This window comes from Stenotrophomonas sp. 05N37 (assembly GCF_056397365.1).
Genome location: NZ_JBFTNG010000001.1, coordinates 70,284 through 94,279 on the forward strand (window position 1 = coordinate 70,284; position 23,996 = coordinate 94,279).

At 69.4% G+C, this 23,996-nt stretch carries 21 protein-coding genes; 3 read left to right on the plus strand and 18 right to left on the minus strand.

Going from position 1 to position 23,996, the window contains the following annotated elements:
• Positions 1 to 18: 18 nt before the first annotated feature.
• A complete protein-coding gene (gene xth, locus AC1DGC_RS00330) occupies positions 19 to 813 on the minus strand; it encodes an exodeoxyribonuclease III (RefSeq protein WP_478046962.1) in 795 nt (264 codons plus the stop codon).
• 100 nt (positions 814 to 913) lie between these two features.
• Between xth and AC1DGC_RS00335 the strand changes: the two genes are divergently transcribed.
• Together AC1DGC_RS00335 and AC1DGC_RS00340 are read left to right on the plus strand one after the other, a co-directional pair.
• Positions 914 to 1,657: an SOS response-associated peptidase gene (locus tag AC1DGC_RS00335; RefSeq protein WP_478046963.1), complete on the plus strand. Its 744-nt coding sequence runs from the start codon at positions 914 to 916 to the stop codon at positions 1,655 to 1,657.
• Between the two features lie 91 nt (positions 1,658 to 1,748).
• The gene (locus AC1DGC_RS00340; RefSeq protein WP_478046964.1) at positions 1,749 to 2,159 is read left to right on the plus strand and encodes a response regulator transcription factor; all 411 of its coding nucleotides are present in this window, start codon (positions 1,749 to 1,751) and stop codon (positions 2,157 to 2,159) included.
• A gap of 52 nt (positions 2,160 to 2,211) precedes the next feature.
• Here AC1DGC_RS00340 and AC1DGC_RS00345 read toward each other — a convergent pair whose 3' ends face one another.
• The 4 genes from AC1DGC_RS00345 to AC1DGC_RS00360 all read right to left on the minus strand — a co-directional run bounded on the left by AC1DGC_RS00345 (position 2,212) and on the right by AC1DGC_RS00360 (position 4,489).
• Positions 2,212 to 2,370 carry a hypothetical protein gene (locus tag AC1DGC_RS00345; protein ID WP_394163504.1) on the minus strand — a complete coding sequence of 53 codons (159 nt, stop codon included), beginning with the start codon at positions 2,368 to 2,370 and terminating at the stop codon, positions 2,212 to 2,214.
• 95 nt (positions 2,371 to 2,465) lie between these two features.
• A complete protein-coding gene (locus AC1DGC_RS00350; protein ID WP_478046965.1) occupies positions 2,466 to 3,149 on the minus strand; it encodes an NAD(P)H-binding protein in 684 nt (227 codons plus the stop codon).
• Positions 3,150 to 3,176: 27 nt separating this feature from the next.
• On the minus strand, positions 3,177 to 3,869 hold the full coding sequence (locus tag AC1DGC_RS00355) for a ChrR family anti-sigma-E factor (protein WP_259203043.1): 693 nt from the start codon (positions 3,867 to 3,869) through the stop codon (positions 3,177 to 3,179).
• Positions 3,866 to 4,489, minus strand: a complete 624-nt coding sequence (locus AC1DGC_RS00360; RefSeq protein WP_310439316.1) for a sigma-70 family RNA polymerase sigma factor — start codon at positions 4,487 to 4,489, stop codon at positions 3,866 to 3,868. The genes AC1DGC_RS00355 and AC1DGC_RS00360 overlap by 4 nt, the downstream gene beginning before the upstream one ends.
• 185 nt (positions 4,490 to 4,674) lie before the next feature.
• Here AC1DGC_RS00360 and AC1DGC_RS00365 point away from each other — a divergent pair, with 185 nt between their 5' ends.
• Complete coding sequence (locus AC1DGC_RS00365; protein WP_259203047.1) at positions 4,675 to 5,625, plus strand: cation diffusion facilitator family transporter; 951 nt, start codon at positions 4,675 to 4,677, stop codon at positions 5,623 to 5,625.
• A gap of 36 nt (positions 5,626 to 5,661) precedes the next feature.
• Here AC1DGC_RS00365 and AC1DGC_RS00370 read toward each other — a convergent pair whose 3' ends face one another.
• The 13 genes from AC1DGC_RS00370 to glgA all read right to left on the minus strand — a co-directional run bounded on the left by AC1DGC_RS00370 (position 5,662) and on the right by glgA (position 23,642).
• Positions 5,662 to 7,596, minus strand: coding sequence for a response regulator (locus tag AC1DGC_RS00370; protein WP_394163499.1), 1,935 nt, complete (start codon positions 7,594 to 7,596; stop codon positions 5,662 to 5,664).
• Positions 7,583 to 8,443: a sensor histidine kinase gene (locus AC1DGC_RS00375; RefSeq protein ID WP_394163497.1), complete on the minus strand. Its 861-nt coding sequence runs from the start codon at positions 8,441 to 8,443 to the stop codon at positions 7,583 to 7,585. Before AC1DGC_RS00375 ends, AC1DGC_RS00370 begins: the two co-directional genes overlap by 14 nt.
• On the minus strand, positions 8,440 to 9,456 hold the full coding sequence (locus AC1DGC_RS00380; RefSeq protein ID WP_478046966.1) for an ATP-binding protein: 1,017 nt from the start codon (positions 9,454 to 9,456) through the stop codon (positions 8,440 to 8,442). Before AC1DGC_RS00380 ends, AC1DGC_RS00375 begins: the two co-directional genes overlap by 4 nt.
• On the minus strand, positions 9,447 to 9,848 hold the full coding sequence (locus tag AC1DGC_RS00385; RefSeq protein WP_259203051.1) for an anti-sigma regulatory factor: 402 nt from the start codon (positions 9,846 to 9,848) through the stop codon (positions 9,447 to 9,449). The genes AC1DGC_RS00380 and AC1DGC_RS00385 overlap by 10 nt, the downstream gene beginning before the upstream one ends.
• Entirely contained in the window at positions 9,845 to 10,210 is a 366-nt protein-coding gene (locus tag AC1DGC_RS00390; protein ID WP_259203052.1) for an STAS domain-containing protein, read from the minus strand. Before AC1DGC_RS00390 ends, AC1DGC_RS00385 begins: the two co-directional genes overlap by 4 nt.
• A gap of 1 nt (position 10,211) precedes the next feature.
• The gene (locus AC1DGC_RS00395) at positions 10,212 to 11,069 is read right to left on the minus strand and encodes an STAS domain-containing protein (RefSeq protein WP_478046967.1); all 858 of its coding nucleotides are present in this window, start codon (positions 11,067 to 11,069) and stop codon (positions 10,212 to 10,214) included.
• A 299-nt stretch (positions 11,070 to 11,368) separates the two neighbouring features.
• The gene (gene glgX / locus AC1DGC_RS00400; RefSeq protein ID WP_478046968.1) at positions 11,369 to 13,498 is read right to left on the minus strand and encodes a glycogen debranching protein GlgX; all 2,130 of its coding nucleotides are present in this window, start codon (positions 13,496 to 13,498) and stop codon (positions 11,369 to 11,371) included.
• Positions 13,495 to 13,656 (minus strand): DUF2934 domain-containing protein, encoded by a 162-nt coding sequence (locus tag AC1DGC_RS00405; protein WP_394163490.1) that lies wholly within the window; start codon positions 13,654 to 13,656, stop codon positions 13,495 to 13,497. The genes glgX and AC1DGC_RS00405 overlap by 4 nt, the downstream gene beginning before the upstream one ends.
• An 11-nt stretch (positions 13,657 to 13,667) precedes the next feature.
• Positions 13,668 to 16,205 carry a malto-oligosyltrehalose synthase gene (treY, locus tag AC1DGC_RS00410; protein WP_478046969.1) on the minus strand — a complete coding sequence of 846 codons (2,538 nt, stop codon included), beginning with the start codon at positions 16,203 to 16,205 and terminating at the stop codon, positions 13,668 to 13,670.
• 3 nt (positions 16,206 to 16,208) lie between these two features.
• The gene (gene malQ, locus AC1DGC_RS00415) at positions 16,209 to 18,110 is read right to left on the minus strand and encodes a 4-alpha-glucanotransferase (RefSeq protein WP_478046970.1); all 1,902 of its coding nucleotides are present in this window, start codon (positions 18,108 to 18,110) and stop codon (positions 16,209 to 16,211) included.
• Positions 18,107 to 19,846, minus strand: coding sequence for a malto-oligosyltrehalose trehalohydrolase (gene treZ / locus AC1DGC_RS00420; protein ID WP_478046971.1), 1,740 nt, complete (start codon positions 19,844 to 19,846; stop codon positions 18,107 to 18,109). The genes malQ and treZ overlap by 4 nt, the downstream gene beginning before the upstream one ends.
• Positions 19,843 to 22,002, minus strand: coding sequence for a 1,4-alpha-glucan branching protein GlgB (glgB, locus tag AC1DGC_RS00425; RefSeq protein ID WP_394163614.1), 2,160 nt, complete (start codon positions 22,000 to 22,002; stop codon positions 19,843 to 19,845). The genes treZ and glgB overlap by 4 nt, the downstream gene beginning before the upstream one ends.
• 77 nt (positions 22,003 to 22,079) lie before the next feature.
• On the minus strand, positions 22,080 to 23,642 hold the full coding sequence (gene glgA, locus AC1DGC_RS00430; RefSeq protein WP_449334509.1) for a glycogen synthase GlgA: 1,563 nt from the start codon (positions 23,640 to 23,642) through the stop codon (positions 22,080 to 22,082).
• Positions 23,643 to 23,996 lie beyond the last annotated feature (354 nt).

The window sequence follows — 23,996 nt, forward strand, 5'->3', positions numbered from 1 at the left end:
ACCTGCGCGGGTGCGGTTTCAAGGCGCCACCACCACCGCCCACGTGGGGGCGTGGTCGCTGGCCTTGTCCTGCAGCCGCACCCAGCGGTCTACCCCGGCATCCTGCAGACCGGCGGCCAGGGGCGCGTTGAGCAGCAGATGATCGATGCGCAGCCCGCGGTCACGCTCGGCATGCTGGCGGAAGTAATCCCAGAACGTATAGATGCGTTCGTCCGGATGGCAGTGGCGCAGTGCGTCGGTCCAGCCCTGCGCCAGCAGCCGCTCGAAGGCCGCGCGCGTTTCCGGCTGGAGCAACGCATCCTTGCGCCAGGCGCGGGGGTCGTACACGTCCTCGTCGGTGGGGATGACGTTGAAGTCGCCCAGGATCGCCACCGGGTGCGGCAGGTCCACCAGCGTCTTGGCGTGCGCGTGCAGGCGCTGCATCCAGCGCAGCTTGTAGTCGAACTTCGGCCCGGGCTGCGGATTGCCGTTGGGCAGGTAGATGCCGGCCACCACGATGCCGTGGATGGCGGCCTCGATGTAGCGGCTCTGCGTGTCGGCCGGCTCGCCCGGCAGGCGCCGCCGGCTCTGCACCGGGGTGACCCCCCTGCCCAGCAACGCCACGCCGTTCCAGCGGCGCTCGCCCAGCCAGAGCGCGCCGTAGCCGGCCGCCTCCAGTTCGGCCACCGGGAACGCCTGGTCCACCGCTTTGAGCTCCTGCAGCGCGACCACGTCGGGGGTTTCTTTGGCCAGCCATGCCAGCAGCTGCGGCAACCGGTTGCCGATGCCGTTGACGTTGTAGGTGGCAAGTTTCAGTGTTTTCCTGCGCGGCATCCCCGGGCTCCAGGCGGCCAGGACCTGATTAGACGCTGGCGGGCGTCGTCGGCGCGTCACACTGACTGGCGGCTCACAACGGCGGCCGTACCCTGCCCGCATGCGCCGCTTCGCCCAAGCCATTGCCGATGCCGCCTCCCTGCCCGGCGGCCTGCCCGTATCGCTGGCCAACGCGCTGGCCGATGCACCGGACCGCTACAACATCGGCAAGAACGACGTGGCCACCGTGATCGCCCGCGACGGCGATGGAAGCATCGTGCCCGCCGACATGCGCTGGGGCCTGGTGCCGCGCTGGTCGAAAGAGCCGACCACGCCCTACACCACGGTCACCGCACGGCTGGATCGCGCCGCCAGGAGCCGCATCTTCGCCCAGGCCTGGCAGCAGCGGCCGTGCGTGATCGCGATGACCGGTTATTACAAGTGGGACAGGCAACGCAAGCCGCCGTGGCCACTGTTCGTACAGCGCACGGACGGGTTGGCGCTGCTGGCCGCCGGGCTCTGGGAGCACTGGGAGCATCCGGACGGCGACCAGATCGACAGCTTCACCGTGCTGACCGCCCCAAACACCGCCGTACCGGCCCCGCTCACGCCCGATGGCCCGGTGTTCATCGACGGCAACGTCGCCATGGCATGGCTGGCCGGCGCACTGCAGGCTCCCGCCGACCTGCGCGCACAGGCGCGCACGCCAGAACTGGAGGCGTATCCGGTAAGCCGCGCGTTCCGTGATCCGGACCGCGACGACTACACGTTGCTGGAGCCGGTGGATCCCGACGCCGATGCGCCTGCGGACGCGGCCAGCGCCTGGGATGACGATGCCCTGGAAGAAGACGACGGCACGCAGTGACGCGTGCCGATGTCAACGAAAGCGAAAGCGCAGTTGGCGTCGCGTTGACACGAAAAGGAACAGGATCATCTGCCCGAACCTTTCAAACCTCATGAACGGCCGTCCGAATTCTCCCCCCGCACGCAGCCTCATCCTGGTAGTGGAAGATGAGATCCAGCTGTCCAAACTGTTCGTTGAAGTGCTCACCGAGGTCGGCTACGACGTGGTCGCCGCCGACTCCGTTACCGATGCGCTGAGCACGTTGTCCTACCAGCACTTCGATGCCGCCGTGCTGGATATCGAGTTGCGCGATGGCCCGGTGTTCCCCGTGGCCGACCGGCTGGCCGCACTCGGCACGCCTTTCCTGTTCGCCTCGGCGGTCTATTTCCAGATGGTGCCCAAGCAACACCAAGGCACGCCTTTCGTCGGCAAGCCGTTCAACATCGACGAGCTGGTGACCCGCGTCGACGATGCCGTGCGCCGCGGGCGCAGCGGGCCGCCGTTCGGCAAGGCCGCCGACTAGGCGTAAAAAAGGGCCGCAGCGTGCGGCCCTTCCAGGTGCATGACCGATGCGCTCACTTGTGCTGCTTGTGTGAGCCGGCATCCTTGGCCTTGGCATCCTTGCCTGGCGCGTTCTTGCGTCCAGCGTCCTGCTGCTGTTGCTTCTGGCCTGCACTGTGGGTGCTGGCGTTGGCCTTCTGATCCTGGGTGGGCGTGCGCTTCATGTCCGACATTGCGTGCTCCAACGCGATGGAATCATCGCGCCATCCACGGTGTGCCCGGCGCGGTGACGAGGCCGTGTTTCCCTCGTCGCGGGGATGAACCCCCGTCAACCGCCGGCGTCGGCCGCCAGTTGGTTGATCCGGGCACACTCGACCACCGCCGGTGGCGACGGCATGCGGGCCAGTTCGATCATGGCCCGTCCGACCGCCGCATTGCTGGTCACCAGCGCAGGCGCAGCCCGCGCGGCCAGCGTCATCACCGGCCCGCCGAACAGGTACAGCGGCTTGAGCAGGGGGTGCCGCGTGCCGGTCCCGGCGACTGGACGCACGCCGCCCGGGCGCAGCATCACAGTGCGGATCGGAAGCGCCGTCAGCGCGGCCTCGGTTTCCCCCTTGATCCGCAGCGGCATGAACCGGCTGTCCGGATCGGCGTGCGCGCCGGAGACGTAGAGGAATCGCCCGGTGGGGTTGGCCGACGCCCACGCCCGGGCCACGGCCAGGGTGGCCGTCAACGTGACCGCGCGATACTCCGCTTCCGGCGTGCCGATCGGCGGCGCCCCCGCGCAGTAGAAGCACGCCTGGAAACCGGCGAGCTGCTCGCCCAACGCATCGGCGCGGGTGAAATCCGGCAGGACGATCGCGCGCACGCCGTCGGGCAGCCCGCCGGCGTGGCGGACCAGTGCGGTCACGCCCTGCACATGCGGTGAGGCCAGGCAGGCGCGCAACACGCCCTGCCCGACCAGGCCGCTGGCACCGGTGATCAGGACCTGCAGGCGGGAGGGAGTGCTCATGATGCGGTTCCTCGACGGGCCAGAACGCTAGAGTTTCACGAAACGCTGCATGCTGCGCGCCAGCCAGCCGCTGAAGCGCAGCGGCGCATCCAGCGCCGAGACGCAGATGCATGGCACGCCTGGCGCGGTGACCGGCTGGTGCTCGACGTCTTCGTCCAGGTCGGCCATGTCGCCCGGGGCAAAGGTGCCGAGCGCATCATTGTAGGCGCCGCGCAGGATCTGGGTGAGCTCGCTCTGGCCGTGGCTGTGCATCGGCAGGCACTTGCCCGGCGCGATGCGCAGCATGATCAGCGAGGGCATGCTGGCCGCGCGGATGCAGTGCACGCCCGGCGCGATCCAGCGCCAGCGCAGCGTGCGCAGCGAGGGCCCGAAATACGGATGCAGGGACACCGGCAGCGGGTCCGGATGCGACGACGCGGCCGTGTCGCCGGCCACCGGCGTCGCCAGCGGGCGCAGGGGGCGCACCGGCGTATCCCGCGCTTCCTCGGCCTCAAGCTGCGCCAGCATCGCCTCGCGCATGGCCGCCTGGCGCGCACTGGCGGGCTCGGGCTGGGTCTGGTCCAGCAGCGCCGCGCCGATCGCCTCGGCATCGCGCAGCAGCTGCCGGCAATGCGCGCAGCCCTCCAGGTGCGCGCTGGCAACCACGCCCAGTGCCGGCGGCAACGCACCGGCGGCGTAGCTCATCAACGTCGATTCGTGCAGGTGGTGGCGAGGGTTCACGGGGCGCTCCGCACGGTGGATTGCAACTGCAGGAAGGCACGGCGCAGGTGCGACTTGACCGTACCCAGCGGCAGGCTCAGCGCCTGCGCGATCTCGCTGTGGCTCTTGGCTTCGAAATGCGACATCCGCACCAGCCGTGCCTGGATCGCCGGAAGTTCGTTGATCCGCTGGCGCAGCCGCGCGTGGTCCACGAACTGCTCGGCCGAGGTGCGCTCGGGCGGGTCATCCACCGCGGCGGCCTCCACCGCCTCCTGCGCCTGCAACCAGCCGCGCTCGCTGCGGAACCGGTCGATGTGCAGGTTGCGGGCGATGCGGTACAGCCAGGTACCCAGCGCACTGCGCGAGGCATCGAAGTCGGCTGCGTTCAGCCACAGCCGCAACAGGCTCTCCTGCGCCAGTTCCTCGGCGGTGCCATCGGTGGCACCCCGGCCGCGCAGGTAGATGCACAGGCGCGGCATGAAGTGGTCGTAGATCCGGATGAAGCAGTCACGGTCACGCAGGCGCGCCACGCCATCCATGTCCTGCGTCCAGTCGGGAGGGGTCGTTGTGGGCTGCGCGGAGACGGACACGATGCGGGCGGCGTGGAAGGAAAAGGGAGGCGGGTCGGGGTGACGGTACATCTGCAGGGGATGACGCCGTGTGTAGGAGGTCATCAGGTGTACGCGCCACAGGGCCGATTGGATGCAGCCAGATGTCGGCGCCGGGGCCAGGCGCGGCCCACCGGCGCCGTCGACGCCCCCCTGCACGCCGCCGGGACGGCCACTTGCCGATCATGGGGGCCTCCCCCACCCGCCCCCCACCCCCAATGGCCAAGCCCTCCGGCTCCCGTCTTGTCATCTATGCCGCCCTTGCCGGCAACCTGTGCATCGCCATCGCCAAGTTCGTCGCCGCCGGCCTGTCGGGCAGTTCGGCGATGCTCAGCGAAGGCGTCCACTCGCTGGTGGATACCATCAATGAGCTGCTGTTGCTGTATGGCCTGCGCCGCGCCGAGAAGAAGCCGGACACCGTGCATCCGTTCGGCTATGGGCGCGAGCTGTACTTCTGGAGCTTCATCGTGGCCCTGCTGGTGTTCGCCGCCGGTGCCGGCGTGTCGGCCTATGAAGGCATCCAGCACATCCGCCACCCCGAGCCGGCCACCAACCACCTGATCAGCTATTCGGTGCTGGGCATCTCGATCGTGTTCGAGGGGGCGTCGTGGTGGATCGCGCTGCGCGAATTCCGCGCCACCAAGGGCGCGATGGGCTACTTCGAAGCCTTCCGGCGCAGCAAGGACCCGACCACCTTCACCGTGCTGCTGGAAGACAGCGCGGCGCTGCTCGGCCTGGGCTTCGCGCTGCTGGGGCTGGTCGCCGCGCAGCTGCTGGACATGCCGGTGCTGGATGGCGTGGCCTCGCTGTGCATTGCCGCGGTGCTGGCGGTCACCGCCTTCCTGCTGGCCCGTGAGACCAAGGGGCTGCTGGTCGGCGAGCCGGCGCACCCGAGCGTGGCCAAGCGCATCCTGGCCGTGGCCAACACCGACCCGGACCTGCGCAACGCCAACGGCGTGACCACCATGCAGATGGGGCCGGACCAGGTGGTTGCCATGCTCAGTGCCGAGTTCGAAGACGCGCGCACCACCCCGCAGATCGAGGCCTGCATCACCCGCATCGAGAAGGCGGTCAAGGCCGAGTACCCGGAGCTGGTCGCGTTGTTCATCAAGCCGCAGACGCCGGAGGTGTTCCATGCGCGGCGCGCGCGACTTGGCGAGGCGGAGTGACAGCCAGCGCACGCGCGCCGGCTGTCCCCCGTGGGGTCAGAACATCTCGCGGACGCTGCGTAGCAGTTCGTTCACGCTGAAGGGCTTGGGCAACAGCGACATGCCGGGACCGAGGAACTCGTGGCGCACCACCGCGCTCTCGGTATACCCGGTCACGAACAGCACCGGCAGGTGCGGGCGAAGCGCACGGGCGGCATCGGCCAACTCCCTGCCGTTCATCCCCGGCAGCCCGACATCGGACAGCAGCAGGTCCACCTCGCGCGTTGAATGCAGCTCCAGCAGGGCCTGTTGCGCGTTGATCGCCTCCACTACCTGGTAGCCGGCCTCCACCAGCATCTCGCGCACCATCACGCGGACCGAGTCGGTATCGTCCACCAGCAGGATGCGTTCTGCGCTGCCACGCGGCACCTGGGTGGGGGCCGCCGTCTGCGTGGTCGCGGCCAACTCCCCTTCCGGCAGCAGCAGTTCGATCTCGGTACCCTCGCCGGCCTCGCTGGCGATGCGGGCACTGCCGCCGGACTGACGGGCGAAGCCGTACGTCATCGACAGGCCCAGTCCCGTGCCCTCGCCCTGTGGCTTGGTGGTGAAGAACGGCTCGAAGACCTTGGTGAGCAGCTCCAACGGGATGCCGCGACCGTTGTCGAGCACTTTCACGCTGATGTAGTACCCGGGCGCCAGCTCGTGGTCGCGCTCGATGTGGGTGCGGCCGGCACGGATCCGGATCAGCCCCTGCCCGTCCAGGGCATCGCGCGCATTGATGACCAGGTTGAGGATGACGTTCTCGAACTGGTTGGGGTCTGCCACCGCCACCATCGGCTGCGGGCCGAGCTCCAGCTCCAGCTCGATGTTCTCGCCGATCGAGCGCAGCAGCATGTCCTCCAGCGAGCGGATCCGCGCGACCACGTCGAAGGTCTGCGGGTCCAGCGGCTGCTTGCGGGCAAACGCCAGCATGCGCTGGGTCAGCGCCGCGGCGCGGTGGGCGGAGCCGGTGGCGATCTCGACGTAACGCGAGGCCTTGTCCCATTTCCCGCTGGTGGCGGCGATCTCGATCATGTCCAAACCGGAGATGATCGTGGTCAGCAGGTTGTTGAAGTCATGCGCGATGCCGCCGGTGAGCTGGCCGAGCGAGTCCATTTTCTGGGCCTGCAGCAGCTCGATCTCGGTGCGTTGCCGCTCGGCGATCTGGAAGGCGAGCTCCGAGGTCGCGCTGGCCAGTTCCTGGCGCTGCTCGGACTCGCGCGCATGGTGTTCGGTGATGTCCTCGATCAGCACCACGCCCTGCCCGGAGGCGCGGTACGGCGTTACCCGCCACTCGGTGATGCGCGTCGCCGCATCGGCACGCAGGGCGAACGTGCCCTGCCACCGCTCGCCTTCGGCCAGCGCCACCTTGAGTGCACTCAACGGCGCTGCCTGGTCGGCCAGCAGGGCCTCCAGCGCGCCCGGCCGGCTCGCGTCGACGCCGAGCAGGCGCACGAAGGCCGCGTTGGCGTCCTGCGACTGCAGGCTGGCATCGAGGACGGCGATCGGCGCATTGATCTGGCGGAAGATCTCGCCGAAACGCGCCTCGGCCTCGCGCAGCGCCTCCTCCGAACGCCGGGCGCGCAGCAGGCTGCGCAAGGTGGCCAGCAGCACATCCGGGTCCACCGGATGGATGAGGTAAGCGTCGGCGCCGGCGTTCAGGCCGGTGATCAGGTCGCCGGTGGCGATGGACGCCGCCGAGACATGCACGACCGGCAGCAGCCGCATCCGCGCATCCTCGCGCAACTGGCGCACCACATCGAAACCGCTCATGTCGGGCAGGTTCACATCCAGCACGAGCGCACCGAAATCCTGCTCGGCCAGGCGCGCCAGCCCGTCGCCGCCGGTCCCGGCTTCCTCCACGCGGAATCCGTGGTGTTCCAGCACCCGGCGCACCGCGTAGCGGGTGGCCACGTTGTCATCCACGACCAGGATGCGATCAGGCGTCGGCATGCGAAGCCTCCGCCGCCAGCTTGAGCGGCAACACCACGTAGAACACCGAGCCCTCACCCACCACGCTGTCCACCCCCACGTGCCCGCCGAGCAGCTCGGCGAAGCGCTTGCACAGCGACAGGCCCAGCCCGGTGCCGCGCAACCGCTTCTGCAGCGGCGTATCGACCTGCACGAAGTCCTCGAACAGGGTGGATTGCAGTTCGGCCGGGATGCCGATGCCGGTATCGCGCACGCTGAAGCGCACCGACTGCTCGCCTTCCAGGCAGGCCGAGACGACCACCTGCCCGTTCGGGGTGAACTTCAACGCATTGGAGATGAAGTTGCGCAGGATCTGCGCCAGCTTCTTGTCGTCGGTGTAGAGCATCGGCAGCGCCGGCGGGTCGTCGAACAGCAGGTCCACGTGGTTGCCCTCGGCCAACGGGCGGAACATGCCGCGCAGTGCCGAGAACAGGTCCATGAGGTCGAACCACGCCGGCGAGATGGTGATGCGCCCGGCCTCGATCTTGGCCAGGTCCAGCAGGTCGTCCACCATCTCGCGCAGCTCGCTGGTGGAGGTGCTGATGAAACGCACCTGACGCCGCTGCTCATCGGTCAGCGGGCCGTCCATGCCGTCTTCGAGCAGTCGCGTCATGCTCAGGATCGAACCCAGCGGCGTGCGGAACTCATGACTCATGTAGGACAGGAAACGACTCTTGAGCTCCGAGACCTCGCGCAGTTGTTCGGCCTGCTGGTCCAGCTCGGCATACAAGGCCAGCACGCCCTGGTTGGTTTCCTCCAGTTCGGCGCGCAGTGCATCGGCCTGCTGGCGCAGGCGCTGCACCTCGTGGTCATCCGGGGGGGTGCTCAATGCAGGTCTCCAAGGCGCAGGGCGACGATGCCGACGTCATCGCGGCCACGGTCGAAATCGCGTTGCAAAACCGCCACGATCAGGCTCGGGTGGCGGTGGAACAGGCCGGGGTAGTCACGCAGGCTCCATCGCGCCTGCAATCCATCGCTGTGCATGACCAGTAGCGTGCCTGCCGGCGCGTGAAACTGGAAGGGCTGGGCTTTGCGGTACTGCACGCCGACGATGCCCGGGTGGGAGGCCATGCCGCGCGAGCTGGTGGGCTCACAGAGCGAGGCGGCGATATTGCCGATCCCGGCGAACTGGATGCTGCCGGTGTGCATGTCCAGGCTGGCCACGGCCGCCGCACCGCCACGGGTGCCGGACATGCCGGCATGCAGCGCGCCGACCAGGGTCGGCGCGTCGAAGCCACTGGCCTGGCCGGCCGCGGCGACGCCGGCCTGCGCGGCATCCGCGGCGGGCAGCCCGTGGCCGAGGCCATCGATCATCGTCACGGCTACCGCGCTGCCCTGGACGCGCAGGTGCCAGGCATCCCCACACGCCAGCTCATGCCGCATCGGCAGACGCAACGCACCGTAGGGCAGGTCGCAGGCGCCACCGGGGCGCGCGGGATACACCCGCGCCACGATCACCGCGCCCTTCGCGTCGGACCAGGCATCGAACAAGGTGGCCTGACGGCGGATCGCACCGAGGCCATTGCCCTGGGTGCCGCCGGTGGAATAGCCATCGGGCAGGCATTGCGCCAGCGAGAAGCCGGGGCCGTCATCGAGCGTGCACAGTTCCACGCCCGGGCCGGCGCGACCCGCGGCAACGGACAGGTACATGCGCCCGCCACGCGCGTGCTTGACCAGGTTGGTGGCCAGCTCGGTCGCCACCAGCGCCACGCGCGCGGCATCGGTCTCGTCGAAGCCGACCTGCCCGGCAAGCGCCAGCGCCTCGCGCCGTGCCTGCCCCACCTGCGAGGTCTCTTCGATCACCACGACCCGCGTCAGGTGCCCGGCAAAGGTCAGGTCCATTTGGTGATCGTGATGCGCGTACCTGCGCCCGGTGCGCTGTCCAGGTCGAACTCATCCACCAGCCGGCGCGAGCCGGACAACCCCAGCCCCATGCCCGACCCGGACGACCAGCCATCGGTAAGCGCCTGTGCCAGATCCGGGATGCCCGGGCCCTGGTCGGCAAAGACCAGGCGCACGCCCTTGCGCAGGCCGCTTTCGAGGATTTCCCACTCCATCGTGCCGCCGCCGCCGTAGATCACCGCGTTGCGTGCCAGCTCGCTGGCGGCGGTGACCAGCTTGGTCTGGTCGATCAGGCGCAGGTTGCAGGCCACGGCCACCTGGCGCGCGGTCTGGCGCGCCAGGACCACGTCCTGCTCGATCCGGATCGGCAGGGTCCCACTGGCCGCGGTCATGGCGTCAGGTCATCGGAACGCTGCAACAGCTGCATACCGCGCTCGACATTGAGTGCAGTGCGCACGCCGCTCAGGGTGAGGCCCAGCTCCACCAGGGTGATGGCCACCGCCGGCTGCATGCCCACCACGACGGTGGTGGCATCCATGATCCGGGCGATGGAGGAAATGGTGGAGATCATGCGGCCGATGAAGGAGTCCACGATGTCCAGCGCGGAGATGTCGATCAACACGCCCCGGGCGGAGGTGCGACGGATCTTTTCGCTGAGGTCGTCCTGCAGGGTCAGCGCAAGCTGGTCATGCATGTCCACCTGGATGGTCACCAGCAGCAGATCGCCCATCTGCAGGATCGGGATCCGTTCCATGTCAGCGCTCTGCCCGCACCACCGTCTGCCCGGTGCGCTTGAGCGCCAGGGCGAGCGCGTCGGCCAGGTTGGCCTTGGTCACGATGCCCTGCAGGTCCAGCCCGAGGTGCACGATGGTCTGGGCAATCTGCGGGCGCACCCCGCTGATGATCGCATCGGCGCCCATCAGGCGGATCGCGGTGACCGTCTTCAGCAGGTGCTGGGCCACCAGGGTGTCCACCGTGGGCACGCCGGTGATGTCGATGATGGCGATCTCCGAGCCGGTGTCGACGATGCGCTGCAGCAGCGACTCCATCACCACCTGCGTGCGCTGCGAATCGAGCGTGCCGATCATCGGCAGCGCCAGCACGCCCTCCCACAGCTTCACCACCGGGGTGGACAGCTCCAGCATTTCCTCCTGCTGGCGCTGGATCACATCCTCGCGGGTCTTCTGGAACGCCTGCACGCTGTGCAGGCCGAGCAGGTCGAGCAGTTCGGAGATCGCCCACAGCTGGTCGGCCAGCTGCGCCGAATCGTCGGCGTAGCCCTGCTGGATCAGCTCGAACAAGGGGCGCTTGAGCGAGAACAGGAAGCTGGCGGTCTCGGCCGAATTGAATCCCTTCAGCACGCGGTCGCGGGACAGGGTCTCGAGGAAGCGCCGGATCTCCTGCCACTCCGGGCCGGCCAGGCTGCCGATGTTGGCGGACAGGGCGTCCAGCAGCAGGCGCCACAGTTCGCGCGCCTGGCTGTCCAGTTCGCGCGCGGACAACCGGGCGTCGTGGGCCTGGCTCCCTGCCGCCAGATGCTGCAGCCATTGCGACACCACCTGGTCATGGTGGCTGCGGATAAGATCGATCGTGCGCTGCTGCAAAGCCGCCATGGAGGGTCCTGATGAGAAATGGAGAGAGAAAGAGCCTCCCTTCATGGCAATGAATGGGGGCCGGGACGCGAGCTTAAATCAATTCAGGTAGCTGAGGGCATACGTTGCAGCGCCAGATGTGAAGGGCGCATGCACGTGCCTGACTAGTTCAGAAATAACGCCCCCGAATCCATCGCGTCGCCGTGCCGATCTCGCCCGCCCGGCCTGCGCGGCCCCTCCATCAGCGCCGGCGCGGGTGCCGGCGGGAAAGAGGGGCCGCGTGGGGCGCCACGCACTACTGTCGGGCGCAGGCTGTGCCGTCAGGCAGCCGCAGGCGCGCGCGCGCGGCGGCTGGCCAGCAGGGCCATGCTGCGTTCGGGCAGCGTGAGCCCGCCCTGTGCGTCCAGCGCCGGCGCAGGGCTGTCGACACTGGTCAGCAATACCCGCCAGGGCCGCTCCGGCACCCCGGGCACGTCGAAGCGCACCTCGCCGTGCCCGGCATTGAACAGCAGCAGCAGCGTTTCGTGCTCGGGACCGGGTTCGTGGCTGTGGGCGTCGTTGCCCCCCAGCTTCAACATCAGCACCCGCGCCTCCGGATCGTTCCAGTCCGCCTCGTGCATCGGCCCGCCATCGGCGCGCAGCCATTCGATCGCGGTGTCGGCCACGTCGTCGCGCGCTTCGAGGAAACGCCCGCGCCGCAACTGCGGGTAGCGGCGCCGCAGCTTCAGCGCCTTGCGGACGAACGCCGCCTGCTGCGCGCCGGCCGCCGAGCCCGCCTGCGCCCAGTCCAGCCAGGTCAGCTCGTTGTCCTGGCAGTAGGCGTTGTTGTTGCCCTGCTGGGTGCGCCCGAACTCGTCGCCGGCCAGCAGCATCGGCGTGCCCTGCGAGAACAACAGGCTGGCCAGCAGGTTGCGCATCTGCCGCGCCCGCAGCGCCAGCACCGCCGCGTCCTCGGTGGGGCCCTCCACGCCATGGTTCCAGGAGATGTTGTGGTCGCTGCCGTCGCGCCCGTCTTCGCCGTTGGCCTCGTTGTGCTTGTCGTTGTAACTGACCAGGTCGTGGAGGGTGAACCCATCGTGGGCGGTGACGAAATTGATCGATGCCGCCGGTCGCCGGCCCTTGTGGTTGAACAGGTCGGCCGAGCCCATGATGCGCGTGGCGAACTCGGCCAACTGGCCGCCATCGCCACGCCACAGCGCACGTACGTTGTCACGGAACTTGTCGTTCCATTCGGCCCAGCCCGGCGCGAACTGGCCCAACTGGTAGCCGCCCGGGCCGATGTCCCACGGCTCGGCGATCAGCTTCACCTGGCTCAGCACCGGGTCCTGGCGCACCGCGTCGAGGAAACTGCCGGACGGATCGAAGCCGGAGCGCTCGCGGCCCAGGATGGTGGCCAGGTCGAAGCGGAAGCCGTCCACGTGCATGTCCTGCACCCAGTAGCGAAGCGAGTCCATCACCATGCGCAGCGCGCCGGCGTTGGTCAGGTCGAAGGTGTTGCCGGTGCCGGTATCGTTGATGTAATAGCGCGGGTCGTCGGCGAGCCGGTAGTAGCTGGCGTTGTCGATGCCCTTGAACGACAACGTCGGCCCCAGCTCGTTGCCTTCGGCAGTGTGGTTGTAGACCACGTCCAGGATCACTTCAAGGCCCGCGGCGTGCACACCGGCCACCATCTGCTTGAACTCGGCGATGGCGTTGGTGGACAGCAGGCGCGGGTCCGGCGCGAAGAAGGCCAGCGTGTTGTAGCCCCAGTAGTTGCGCAGCCCGCGCTCCAGCAGGTGCTGGTCGTCGACATGCGCATGAATGGGCAGCAGCTCCAGCGCGGTGGCGCCGAGGTGCCTGAGATGGTCCAGCACGCCATCGTGCTTGAGCGCGGAGAACGTGCCGCGCGCCGCTTCGGCCACGTCCGGGTGCCGCATCGTGAGCCCACGCACATGCGCTTCGTAGATCACCGTATCTTCCCAGGCCACGCATGGCGGACGGTCATGGCCCCAGGTGAAGGCCGGATCGACCACCGCGCACTTGGGCATGAACGGCGCGCTGTCGCGCTTGTCGAAACTCAGGTCCTTGTCGCGGTGCCCGATGCTGTAGCCGAACAGGGCCGGCGCCCATTTCAACTGGCCGACGATCTGCCTGGCGTACGGGTCCAGCAGCAGTTTGTTCGGGTTGAAGCGATGGCCGGCGTCCGGCGCATAAGGCCCATTCACGCGGTAGCCGTAGCGCTGGCCGGGGCGAGCGTCGGGCAGGTAACCGTGCCAGATCTCGTCGGTGTACTCGGGCAGCACGATCCGCTCCACCTCGCGCCCGCGCTCGTTGAACAGGCACAGCTCCACCTTGGTGGCGTGGCGGCTGTACAGCGAAAAATTGACGCCCACGCCGTCCCATGTGGCGCCGAGCGGGAACGGGCGGCCGGCGCGAACGCGCGAGCCCGGTACAGTGGGATGGGCGCTCATTGGCCGCCCTCCTTGCCGGCGGCGGCTTGCAGTTCGGCCTGCAGCAACCGCTCGGCCATCAGCCAATGGCGCACGCCCTGCCCGTCCGGGCGGCCTTCGGCCTCCCAGATCTGGCGGGCCAGTTCTTCGATGCGTTCGCGTCGTTCTTGTTCTTGCATGGGTCCGGGCTTCATGGATGGATCAACACGGTCACGGGGCTGTCCGCAGACAGCGCCCGCAGCGGAGTAAAGGCGTTCTGAATGTCTACAGGCAGTCCGGTGAGCACGTTGCGATAGCGCGCTACCGGGATCTCGACGCGTGCCGCGCCCCAGAACCGCGCCGGCAACGCGGCAGTAGCGCACGGCGCCGGGCCTGCGGTGGTATCGATGGCCACCACCAGCACCACGCGCTGCTGGCCGTGCTCACGGCAGAGCGCCAGCACGCGGTCCGGCGCGGTGGTGCGCAGGGGGCGGTAGTCCCCGTGGGCGAACAGCGCCGGCCAGCGACGGCGCACCTGCAGCAGCGCGTGCAGCAGCCGCGCCTTGACCGCACCGTCATGCCAATTGTTGAGCAGTTGCGGCCACGGCCGGGCATCGTCCAACAGTCGCCGCCGCGCGGCGTAGTCCACCGGCCGGCGGTTGTCCGGATCGACCAGGGACAGGTCCCAGCCTTCGGTGCCCTGATAAAGATCCGCAACACCCGGCACGGTCAGGCGCAGCGCGGTCTGCGCCAGGCTCAGCCGGGCACCCGCCGGCGCCACCCGCGCCACGGCCGCGTGCAGTACCTGCCGCAGCGCCTGCCCGGCCGACGACTCGCATACATTGCGGAGCACTTCCCCGGCAGCCGCTTCATAGGCTGCATCCGGATCGCGCCAACTGCTGCGCAGTCCGCCCTCGCGCAGCGCCTTGCGCTGCCAGCCGAGCAGGCGCGGCAGCAGGTCGTCCGGCACCTGCCGACCGTGCGCCGGCCATGCCGCCACCAGCGTCTGCCACAGCATCTGGCGATCGCCGGGATGGAGCGACGACCCGCCCAGTGGCAGCGCCAGGCGGTCCAGGCGGCGCGTGATCGTGCGCCACCACATTGGCCAATGAGACAGCACCGCCAGTCGCATGCGCGCGTCTTCGCCGCGCTTGTGGTCGTGGGTGGCGGTGGCCAGCAGCGCGCGCGGGTGGGCGCGGCCGCGCTCGGCTGCCCGTGCGTGGAAGTCCTTCGGCAGCAGGCCGCGCCGCGCGGGATGGGTCCCCACCTCGTTGCGCGACAGTTGCGCCGCATACCGGTAGAAGCTGCAATCCTCAACGGCCTTGGCATTGAGCGGTGCGCTGAGCAACTGGACCTGTTGGCGCAGACGCAGCAGCCCGGACGGAGCACCCGCTGACGGGGCCTGCAACATCCACCCCAAAATGTGGGTGATGACGCCGGCCACCGCGGGCTCGGCGCCGGCGCGCGCGGCGGTGGCGGCCTGCGCCCAGACCGCCTCGTCTGCGGGCCCGGCGGCGGCGTCGGTGAGGTAGCTGCGGTACACCGGGAAGTACGCCAGCAGGCGCGCGATCGCGGTCGCCAGCAGCGCGCTGCCGAAATCGGCGGCCGCCCCGCCCTCTTCCTCGGCCACCCTCGCTGCCAGGGCGACCAGCGCGTCGAACTCCGCGCGCAGCCCGTTGTCGAGCACCTCGGCGCGCGCCTGCCGCTCGACCTGCTCCACGCTGCGCGGGTCCGCCGTCAGTTGGCGCCAGTGCTGGTCCAGCACCCGGCCGCCGCCGATGTCATGCAGCACCGCGCCGGCCTCGTCCATGAAGTCGTAGCCGGTGCTGCCATCGCAGGGCCAGTCGGCGGGAAGCCGCTCGTCTGGGCCGAGGATCTTCTCCACCCACAGCCCCAGCGTACCGGCCGGCAGCTGTCGCCCGGCACCGGCCACGTCGAGTGCACCGCGCAGTCGCCGCAGGTAGGCGGCGGGGTCGCGCAGGCCATCCACGTGGTCGACGCGGACGCCATCGATGACGCCCTCCGCGGCCAACCGCAACGGCAGCGCATGCACGGCATCGAAGACTTCGCTGCGCTCCATCTGCAATGCCGCCAGCGCGGTAACGGTGAAGAATCGCCGGTAATTGACCCGGGCATCGCCACTGCGCCACCACGCCAGGCGATAGGCCTGCGCGGCGAGCAAGGCGGACATGGCCTGCGTGGACGGCTCGGGCCCCGCATCGGGCAGGGCCTGGGTGGCCAACGGGTAGCGGCTACCGGCAAGCGCCAGCCAGGCACCCCCGGCGGCATCCCGTTCCACCTGCAGCTGGCCCTCGGCCAATGCCGTCGCCAGCGGCCTGTCCAACACCGGCAGCCACAGCTTGCCGTGGCGACCCGGTGCCTGCCAGTCGATGTCGAACCACGCCGCATACCGGCTGTCCCGGCCGTGCAGCAGCACGTCGGCCCAGTACGGGTTGCTCAGGTGCGCCGCCACGTGGTTGGGCACGATGTCCACGATCAGGCCCATCCCGTGGGCACGCGCCTGCGCGGCCAAACGGAGCAGCGCGGGTTCGCCGCCCAGCGCCGGGCTGACCACGGTTGGATCGATCACGTCGTAGCCATGCGTGGACCCGTCCACGGCGCGGGTGATCGGCGACAGGTACAGGTGGCTGACGCCCAGCGCGGCGTAGTAGTCGACCTGCGCACGCGCGTCATCGAAGGTGAACCCGGCATGCAACTGCACCCGTGCGGTGGCGCGGAACGGGACCATGGCTCAGTGCTCCCCGCCGCGGGCCGTTGCGAAGCGGCGCAGTGCCGCGTGCAACGTGCGCCTGGGCAACGGTAGCGGCAGGCGGTGCCGCCAGTTGGGATACACCGCCACCGTGCCGGGCAGATTGACCTGCTCGCGCAGGCCCAGTGCGTCTTCCACGGGCAGCAGCGCCAACGGTGCAGGACCGGCCGCCACGAACGCCAGGGCTGCATCGTGCAACGCCTCCGGACACAGGGTATCGGCGCCCACTGCGCTGGCCAGCTGCGCTGCTTCCTCGCGGCGCCGCTCCATGGCCTGCGCAGTGGCCGCGGGGTCTTCCTGCCCGAGTTGCGCGCGCACCGCAATGTCCTCGCCGCGCTGCCAGCCGACCAGGGTGGGCAGATCGTGCGTGCCGGTCGTGGCCACCGCCATCGTCCGCCACAGGTTGGGCGGCAGGAACTCGCCATCGGGCGCGCGCGCGAACGCCAGCACGTCCATGCCCAGTACGCCGCGCTCCGCGAGCCGCTGGCGGATGCCATCGGGCACCACGCCCAGGTCTTCGCCGATCACGATGCAGCGATGCCGCCACGACTCCAGTGCCAACAGGTTGAGCAGGTCCTCCAGCGGATAGCGCAGATAGGCACCCGCATCCGACCCCGCACCCTGCGGCACCACCCATAGCCGTTGCAGGCCGAGGATGTGGTCGATGCGCACGCCGCCGCGATCACGCATCACCGCGCGCAGCAGCGCGATGAACGGCGCGAAGCCGGTGCGCCGCAGGCCATCGGGCGAGTAGCTGCTCACGCCCCACACCTGCCCGTGCGGCGCGAACGCGTCCGGCGGCGCGCCGATGACCAGACCTCGCAAGGCGGTATCGCCTGCCGCCGCCGCTTCGGCGCCGTCCGGCACGAAGCCGACGGCCAGGTCGGCGATCAACCCGAACGCCATGCCACTGGCATGGGCGCGATGCTGCACCTGCGACCAGCTGCGGGTGGACAGCCACTGCGCAAAGGTCTGCAGCGCCGGATCCGGCTGGCCCAGCACCGCCGCGTTGAAGATGGCAAACCGCTCCAGGTCCGCCCCGCCGGCCTGTCGATGGCGGTGAAGATCGTCGCGGATGGCGTCCGGCGCCGCGTGCATGGCCGCATGCCAGCGCGCCAGTCGCGCCCATTTGAAGGCGGCCGCGCCTGCCCAGTCGATCAGCCCGTCCGCCGTTGACGCCGGCGCGTCCAGCGCAGGGTCGTCTTCTCGCAGCCACGGTGGCGGCGCGGTGTAGATCGGTTCCAGATAGCGCCGGTCACTCGGCGAGTAGGGGCTGAACAGCGGCTCGATCCGGCCGGCCGCATGCAGCGGGCTGAGTGCCAGTGCATCGCCGCCCGCCGCGCGGACGCGGCGACACCACGCGGCGGTCCCGGCACTGTCGCCAATGCCGGCGTCCGACGGCGAGCGCCCCGCGTACACCTGCAGGCTTGCGCCCCACCGGCGCGGCGTGGCCGCGCCCGTGGCGTCGTCCACGCCGAAACAGCGCGCCGGCGCCACCGCCACGGCATGCGCCTGTGCACCGACGCGCAGCGTCCAGTAGCCGGGCCGCTGCGGGCACCGCCAGCCACCCTCGACGTCCTGGTGGGCCGGCTCGGTGTCGCCTGCTTCATCGCACCATTGCCCGGGCCCCGCATCGGGCGACCCGACGACGATGCGCGCACCCGCCTGCGCCGTGCGCAGACGCGGCTGCGCGCGCTCGGCCGCGCAGCGCCGAAGGCTGTCCGCCCGTTGCGCGGTGGTCGCCGCGCGCCATTCCAGCGCATCCAGCACCGCGACCAGCGTGTCCGGCTCCACCCGGCGCGCGACACCATGGATGTCGTGCCAGTCGACCATCACGCCCACGGCCGCGGCCAGGCCCGCCAGTTCGTCCGCCGCGGTCGTCATCGCGCCACCCAGCACGCGACCAGCGATGCGGGCGCCAAGCGGCCCTGGTCATCGAGGTGGCCCAGTTGCAGTACGGTCTCTCCCGCTGGCAGGGTGGTGGCGACCGGCGTCTCACCCAGGTTGAAGGCCAGCCACCACTCGCCATCGGGCAATGCCCAGCCGGCGGCGATCGCCCGCTCGGCCAACACGGTCCCACCGAGACTGCGTGCCTGCCCCGCGCCGCCCACCAGATAGCGCCGACGCAGGGCCAGGAAGGTCGTGAAGTCCTCCAGCCACGGGTTGCCCGCCAGTGCTGCCGGTGACGGCAGCGGGCAGCGCGACGCCAGGAAGGTGTCCACCGCATTGGGATCGGGAATCTTGTCGCGCGAGCCTGGATCAGCGAACGCCTTGAGCTGGCTGAACTCCTTGCGCCGCCCGTCGCGTACCGCCTGGTCCAACGGTGGCTCGAAGTCGGTGAAGAACAGGAAGGGCTCGCTGGCGCCCCATGGCTCCCCCATGAAAAACAGCGGCACCATGGGCGTGAGTGCGGTCAACGCATGCGCCACGCGCAGCCGCGCGGGCGCCACCGAGCCCTGCAGCCGGTCACCGAACGCGCGGTTGCCGATCTGGTCGTGGTTCTGCGCGAACACCACGAAATGGTCCGGCGACAAGCCCGCGCTGGGCTCGCCACGGCGATTGCCATGCCGGTTCACCTCGCCCTGCCAGGCAAACCCCTCCGCCAATACCCGGGCCAGGCGCGCGGCCGGCTCGCCGGCGAAGTCGGCGTAGTAGCTCTCGGTTTCTCCGGTCAACAGCACGTGCAAGGCGTTGTGGAAATCGTCATTCCACTGTGCGGTATAGCCCTCACCCAGCAGCGAGGCCGCGTTGTTCTCGTTTTCCACCACCAGGTCCACCGCGTGCGCGGGACCGTCGGCATGGATCGCCTCACGCAGCGTCACCAGGAAGGTCTGTGGATGGATCGCGTGCACCGCGTCCAGGCGCAAGCCGTCGAAGCGATACTCGCGCAGCCACATCAGCGCGTTGTCGATGAAGAAACGCTGCACCCACGGCTGCCGGAAGTCGATGGACGCGCCCCATGGCGTGCGCACGTCCTCGCGGAAGAACTGCGGTGCGTAGGCGGCCAGGTGGTTGCCCTCCGGCCCGAAATGATTGAACACCACGTCCAGCAGCACCATCATGCGCAGCGCATGGGCGGCATCCACCAGCGCCTTCAGCTCGTCCGGGGTGCCATACACCGACGCCGGTGCATAGGGCAGCACACCGTCGTAGCCCCAGTTGCGGGTACCTGCGAACGTCGCCAACGGCATCAACTGCAGGGCGGTGATGCCCATCGCGGCCAATGCCGGCAACTGCGCCTGCAGCGCCGCATACCCACCCACGGCGCCCACGTGCACCTCATACAGGACCGCCTCGGCCCAGGGGCGCCCCGCGCCACCGGTCGTCTGCCAGGCATAGGCGTCTTCATCGGGGACCGCGCTGGCGCCCTTCAGTCCCTCCGGCTGCCAACGCGACGCCGGGTCCGGCACGCTCAACGTGCCGTCGATGCGGAAGCGATAACGTGTGCCCGGTGCGCATGCGCAGGACACCGCATGGCAGCCATCATCCTCGGGGGCCATCGCCACTATCTCGCCGTCCAGCAACAGTTCCACGCGGTCCGCCGCCGGTGCCCATAACCGGAAGCAGTACCCGCCGTCCTCCTGCCGCCATGCGCCAAGTTGCCGCCGCGCAGGCGTCACTCAACCACCTGGAGGTAGAGGGTGGACAGTGGTGGCAACGTGAGCTCGATCGACTGCGCGTGGCCATGCATGGCGATCGACTGGGCGTCGACCTGCCCGTGGTTACCCGCATCGCTGCCACCGTAGAAGCGGCTGTCACTGTTGAAGACCTCGCGCCAGCGGCCGGCGCGCGGCACCCCCACGCGATAGCCATGCCGCGCGACCGGGGTGAAGTTGCTCACCGCCAGCAATGCCCCGCCACTGCCGTGCACGTCATGGCGGATGAAGGCAAGCACGCTGTTGACGTGGTCATCGCCGACGCTCCACTCGAAGCCGTCCTCGCTGCGATTGCCGTGCCGCAGCGCGGGGATGTCGCGCAGCAGCCGGTTCAGGTCGGCGACCACGCGTGCCACGCCGGTATGCTCCGGTTGCGCGGCCAGCGCCCAGTCCAGTTCGCCGTCGTGGTTCCACTCGGTGGCCTGGGCGAACTCGCCGCCCATGAACAGCAGTTTGCTGCCCGGGTGCGCCCACATGAAACCGTAGTAGGCGCGCAGGTTGGCCAGCTGCTGCCAGCGGTCCCCCGGCATCTTGCCGAGCAACGAGCCCTTGCCGTGCACCACTTCATCATGCGAGAGCGGCAGCACGAACTGCTCGGAGAACGCATACATCGCGCTGAAGGTCATCTCGCTGTGGTGGTGCGAGCGGTGGATCGGGTCGCGCTGCAGGTAGCTCAACGTATCGTGCATCCAGCCCATGTTCCATTTGTGGGAGAAACCCAGCCCGCCCTCGGCGGCCGGCGCGGTCACGCCGGGCCACGCCGTGGACTCCTCGGCGATCACCACCACCCCGGGATGGGTGGTCGTAATGGCGCTGTTGAGTGCCCGCAGGAAATCGATGGCCTCCAGGTTTTCGCGGCCACCATGCGCGTTCGGAATCCACTGCCCGTCCTCGCGGCTGTAGTCGCGGTAGAGCATCGACGCCACTGCGTCCACGCGCAGGCCATCGATATGGAAACGATCGATCCACTCCAGCGCGCTGCCGATCAGGAACCCGGACACCTCGCTGCGCCCGTAGTTGTAGATCAGCGTGTCCCAGTCCGGGTGCAGGCCCTGGCGCGGGTCTTCGTGTTCGTACAGGCCGGTGCCGTCGAAGCGCTGCATGCCGTGCGCATCGGAGGGGAAATGCGCGCCCACCCAATCCACGATCACGCCCAGGCCCTGTTGGTGGCAGCGGTCCACGAAGCGTGCGAACCCTTCCGGATCGCCATGCCGCGCGGTAGGCGCATACAGCCCCAGCGGCTGGTAGCCCCACGAGCCACCGAACGGATGCTCGCTGACCGGCAGCAGTTCCACGTGGCTGAAGCCCAGCTGCAGCACGTAGGGAATGAGCGCATCGGCCAACTGGTCCCAGTCCAGCACCGCGCCATCGGCACCGCGACGCCAGGAGCCGGCATGCAGTTCATAGATGGAGATCGCACCGGCGGCATTGGCGGCGCGCGCCTGCATCCACGCCTGGTCCTGCCATGCATGGCCTGCATCGGACCCCACCACCGACGCGGTGCCCGGCAGCGGCTCGCATTGGCGCGCCATCGGGTCGGCCTTGTCGGTCAGGTGCGCGCCGTCGGCGGCGATGATCTCGAACTTGTAACGTGCCCCGGCCGCCACGCGCGGCACGAAGATTTCCCAGACGCCGGCCTCGGCCCGCAACCGCATCGGATGGCGCCGGCCATCCCAGCCATTGAATTCACCCACCACCGCGACCCGGCGCGCATTCGGCGCCCAGACCGAGAAGCGCACGCCCTGCACGCCCTGGTCGAACGCAAGCTGCGCGCCCAGGCCGGTACGGATGCTGTGCGGATCCCCGGCGGGGATGCCGGCAAGCAGGGCCGCGTCCAACTGGGTCCCGAAGCCGAACACGTCCTCGATCTCCTGCTGATGCGTGCCCCAGTCCACCCGCAGCAGCGCGACCGCCGCGCCCTCGCACGGGGACACGAACACGCCGTCGCCCAGCGCCGCCATCGGCTGCCAGCGCCCGCCCGCGTCGCGCCGCTGCACGGCCAACGCGCCGGGAAACAATACGTGCAGCCGCCAGCGACCATGGCCGTCCTGGTGTGGCCCCAGCAGCGCGAACGCGTCGCCGGGGGCGCCCGCAGCCAGCGCAGCCAACGCCGCGGACATCGGCTCATCGGCGGCCGGCGCACCTGAAACGCCGTCCTGCCCCTGCGGTGCGGGCACCAGCAATTCGCACCCCATCGTCATGCGCGCGCCTCGGCGGTGCGCTGGTACAGGTCGATGTAGTGCGTGCCTGCCACCTCCCAACCGCTGGGGCGGAGCATGGCCGCGCGACGCATGGCGGCCATCAGGCGCGGCTGGCGGAAGGTACGGAAGGCGCGCTGCACGCAGCGGCGCAGCATGTCCGCGTCCGGGCCGTTGAACAGGAAGCCGGTGACGCCGTCGTCCACCGTATCGATCAGCCCACCGGTCGCATGCGCGATGGGCAGGCAGCCAAAGCGCTGCGCATACATCTGGCTGAGCCCGCACGGCTCGAACCGCGACGGCATCAGCAGGAAATCGGCACCGGCGAACATCCGCCGCGCCAGGGTTTCATCGAATCCGATATACGCCGACACGCTGCCCGGGAAGCGTCGCGCCAGCGCGCGCACCTGCTCCTCGATCGCCGGCTCGCCGCCGCCGATGATCACCAGCTGCCCACCGGCCGCCACGATCTGCGGCGCGACGTCGCAGGTGAGGTCCAGGCCTTTCTGGTGCACCAGCCGCGAGACCACCGCAAACAACGGCCCACGGCTCTCCGGCAACCCGAAGGCGCGGCGCACGTGGCGCGCGTTGTGGTCGCGCCCATCGAAACTGCGCACGTCGAAGTGCGCCGGCAGGTGCCGGTCCGTGCTCGGGTCCCAGCTGGCGTCGATGCCATTGACGATCCCGCTGAGGTGACCCAGCGCGGCGCGGCCCGACAGCAGCCCGTCCAGTCCGCAGCCCTCGGCCGGCGCGGTGATCTGCGCGGCGTAGCTGACGCTCACCGTGTTCACCTGGTCGGCATGCACGATGCCACCGCGCAGGAACGACAGCTGCCCATGGAACGCCAGCGCCTCGCACTGCGCCTCGTCGATGCCCAGGTCCGCCGCCAGCGCGCTGGGGAACAGGCCCTGGTAGGCCAGGTTGTGGATGGTCAGCAGGCACGACGCCGCGCTGCCCAGCCAGCGCACGTAGGCAGCGGCCAAGGCACAGGGCCAGTCGTTGAGATGCAGCAGGTCCGGCTGCCATTCCATGCCCACTTCACCCGCGGCGATCAGTGCCGCGGCGCGCGACAGCGTGGCGAACCGCACGGCGTTGTCCGCCCACGGCTCTCCGGCGTTGTCCACATAGGGGCTGCCGTCGCGTTCGTACAGCTCCGGGCAGATCAGCACATACACCGGCAGGCCATCCTCCAGCACGGTGTGGCCGATCACACACGCCGGCAGTGCGGCGTGCGCCTCGGTCTGGCCCACCACCTGGATCGGGCCGGTGCGCGCGAGTACTTCGCTGTAGCCTGGGATCAGCACCCGCATGTCGGCGCGGTCGCGCAGCGCACGTGGCAGTGCTGCCGCCACGTCGCCCAGACCGCCCGCCTTCACGTAGTCGGCCATCTCCGAGGCCACGAACAGCACGCGGCGTGCAGCGTCCGGCGCAGCATTGGAACGACCCACCAGCCCGCGTTGCAGCAGCGACGGCGGGGCCCGGCGTACGCGGATGGCATCAGGATGTGGGAGAGCGTCTGCACGGTTGGCAGAAGACGCGAGGGGAAGCGGGTGCGTGGGCATGGGGGGCTCGATGGCAGAGAAACACGACGCAGCAACCTCCATCTCGAACCGGACTGTCCGGCGCAAGCAATATTCAGGAGAAAACCGCGAAGACGGGGGGAAACCCCAGCCACTACTTGGGGCGTGGTTCGAATCTACTCTCCCGCCCAATCAATGCGCCGTGAACCTGGCACGACAGTTGCGTGAACCGACATGCGCAAACGGCATGTGCTTATCCATTCGCCCTAGGTGCAGCTCACTGATAACGCACACTGAATCATTAAGACTTTCTTTTCGAGCACCCTCAATCCGCATCAAACGGACCGTGATTGCGGTGGATTCGCGCCGATAGCGATGCACCGACGCCGGCATGGG

Coding starts and splice junctions, on each gene's coding strand:
- AC1DGC_RS00350 (WP_478046965.1), bottom strand. CDS start 3,149: ATGAGCACTCCCTCCCGCCTGCAGGTCCTGATCACCGGTGCCAGCGGC.
- AC1DGC_RS00345 (WP_394163504.1), bottom strand. CDS start 2,370: ATGTCGGACATGAAGCGCACGCCCACCCAGGATCAGAAGGCCAACGCC.
- AC1DGC_RS00335 (WP_478046963.1), top strand. CDS start 914: ATGCGCCGCTTCGCCCAAGCCATTGCCGATGCCGCCTCCCTGCCCGGC.
- glgA (WP_449334509.1), bottom strand. CDS start 23,642: ATGCCCACGCACCCGCTTCCCCTCGCGTCTTCTGCCAACCGTGCAGAC.
- AC1DGC_RS00390 (WP_259203052.1), bottom strand. CDS start 10,210: ATGGAACGGATCCCGATCCTGCAGATGGGCGATCTGCTGCTGGTGACC.
- AC1DGC_RS00360 (WP_310439316.1), bottom strand. CDS start 4,489: ATGTACCGTCACCCCGACCCGCCTCCCTTTTCCTTCCACGCCGCCCGC.
- AC1DGC_RS00370 (WP_394163499.1), bottom strand. CDS start 7,596: ATGCCGACGCCTGATCGCATCCTGGTCGTGGATGACAACGTGGCCACC.
- xth (WP_478046962.1), bottom strand. CDS start 813: ATGCCGCGCAGGAAAACACTGAAACTTGCCACCTACAACGTCAACGGC.
- AC1DGC_RS00380 (WP_478046966.1), bottom strand. CDS start 9,456: ATGGACCTGACCTTTGCCGGGCACCTGACGCGGGTCGTGGTGATCGAA.
- malQ (WP_478046970.1), bottom strand. CDS start 18,110: ATGACGACCGCGGCGGACGAACTGGCGGGCCTGGCCGCGGCCGTGGGC.
- glgX (WP_478046968.1), bottom strand. CDS start 13,498: ATGAGCGCCCATCCCACTGTACCGGGCTCGCGCGTTCGCGCCGGCCGC.
- treY (WP_478046969.1), bottom strand. CDS start 16,205: ATGGTCCCGTTCCGCGCCACCGCACGGGTGCAGTTGCATGCCGGGTTC.
- AC1DGC_RS00395 (WP_478046967.1), bottom strand. CDS start 11,069: ATGGCGGCTTTGCAGCAGCGCACGATCGATCTTATCCGCAGCCACCAT.
- AC1DGC_RS00405 (WP_394163490.1), bottom strand. CDS start 13,656: ATGCAAGAACAAGAACGACGCGAACGCATCGAAGAACTGGCCCGCCAG.
- glgB (WP_394163614.1), bottom strand. CDS start 22,002: ATGTCCGCGGCGTTGGCTGCGCTGGCTGCGGGCGCCCCCGGCGACGCG.
- AC1DGC_RS00340 (WP_478046964.1), top strand. CDS start 1,749: ATGAACGGCCGTCCGAATTCTCCCCCCGCACGCAGCCTCATCCTGGTA.
- AC1DGC_RS00365 (WP_259203047.1), top strand. CDS start 4,675: ATGGCCAAGCCCTCCGGCTCCCGTCTTGTCATCTATGCCGCCCTTGCC.
- AC1DGC_RS00385 (WP_259203051.1), bottom strand. CDS start 9,848: ATGACCGCGGCCAGTGGGACCCTGCCGATCCGGATCGAGCAGGACGTG.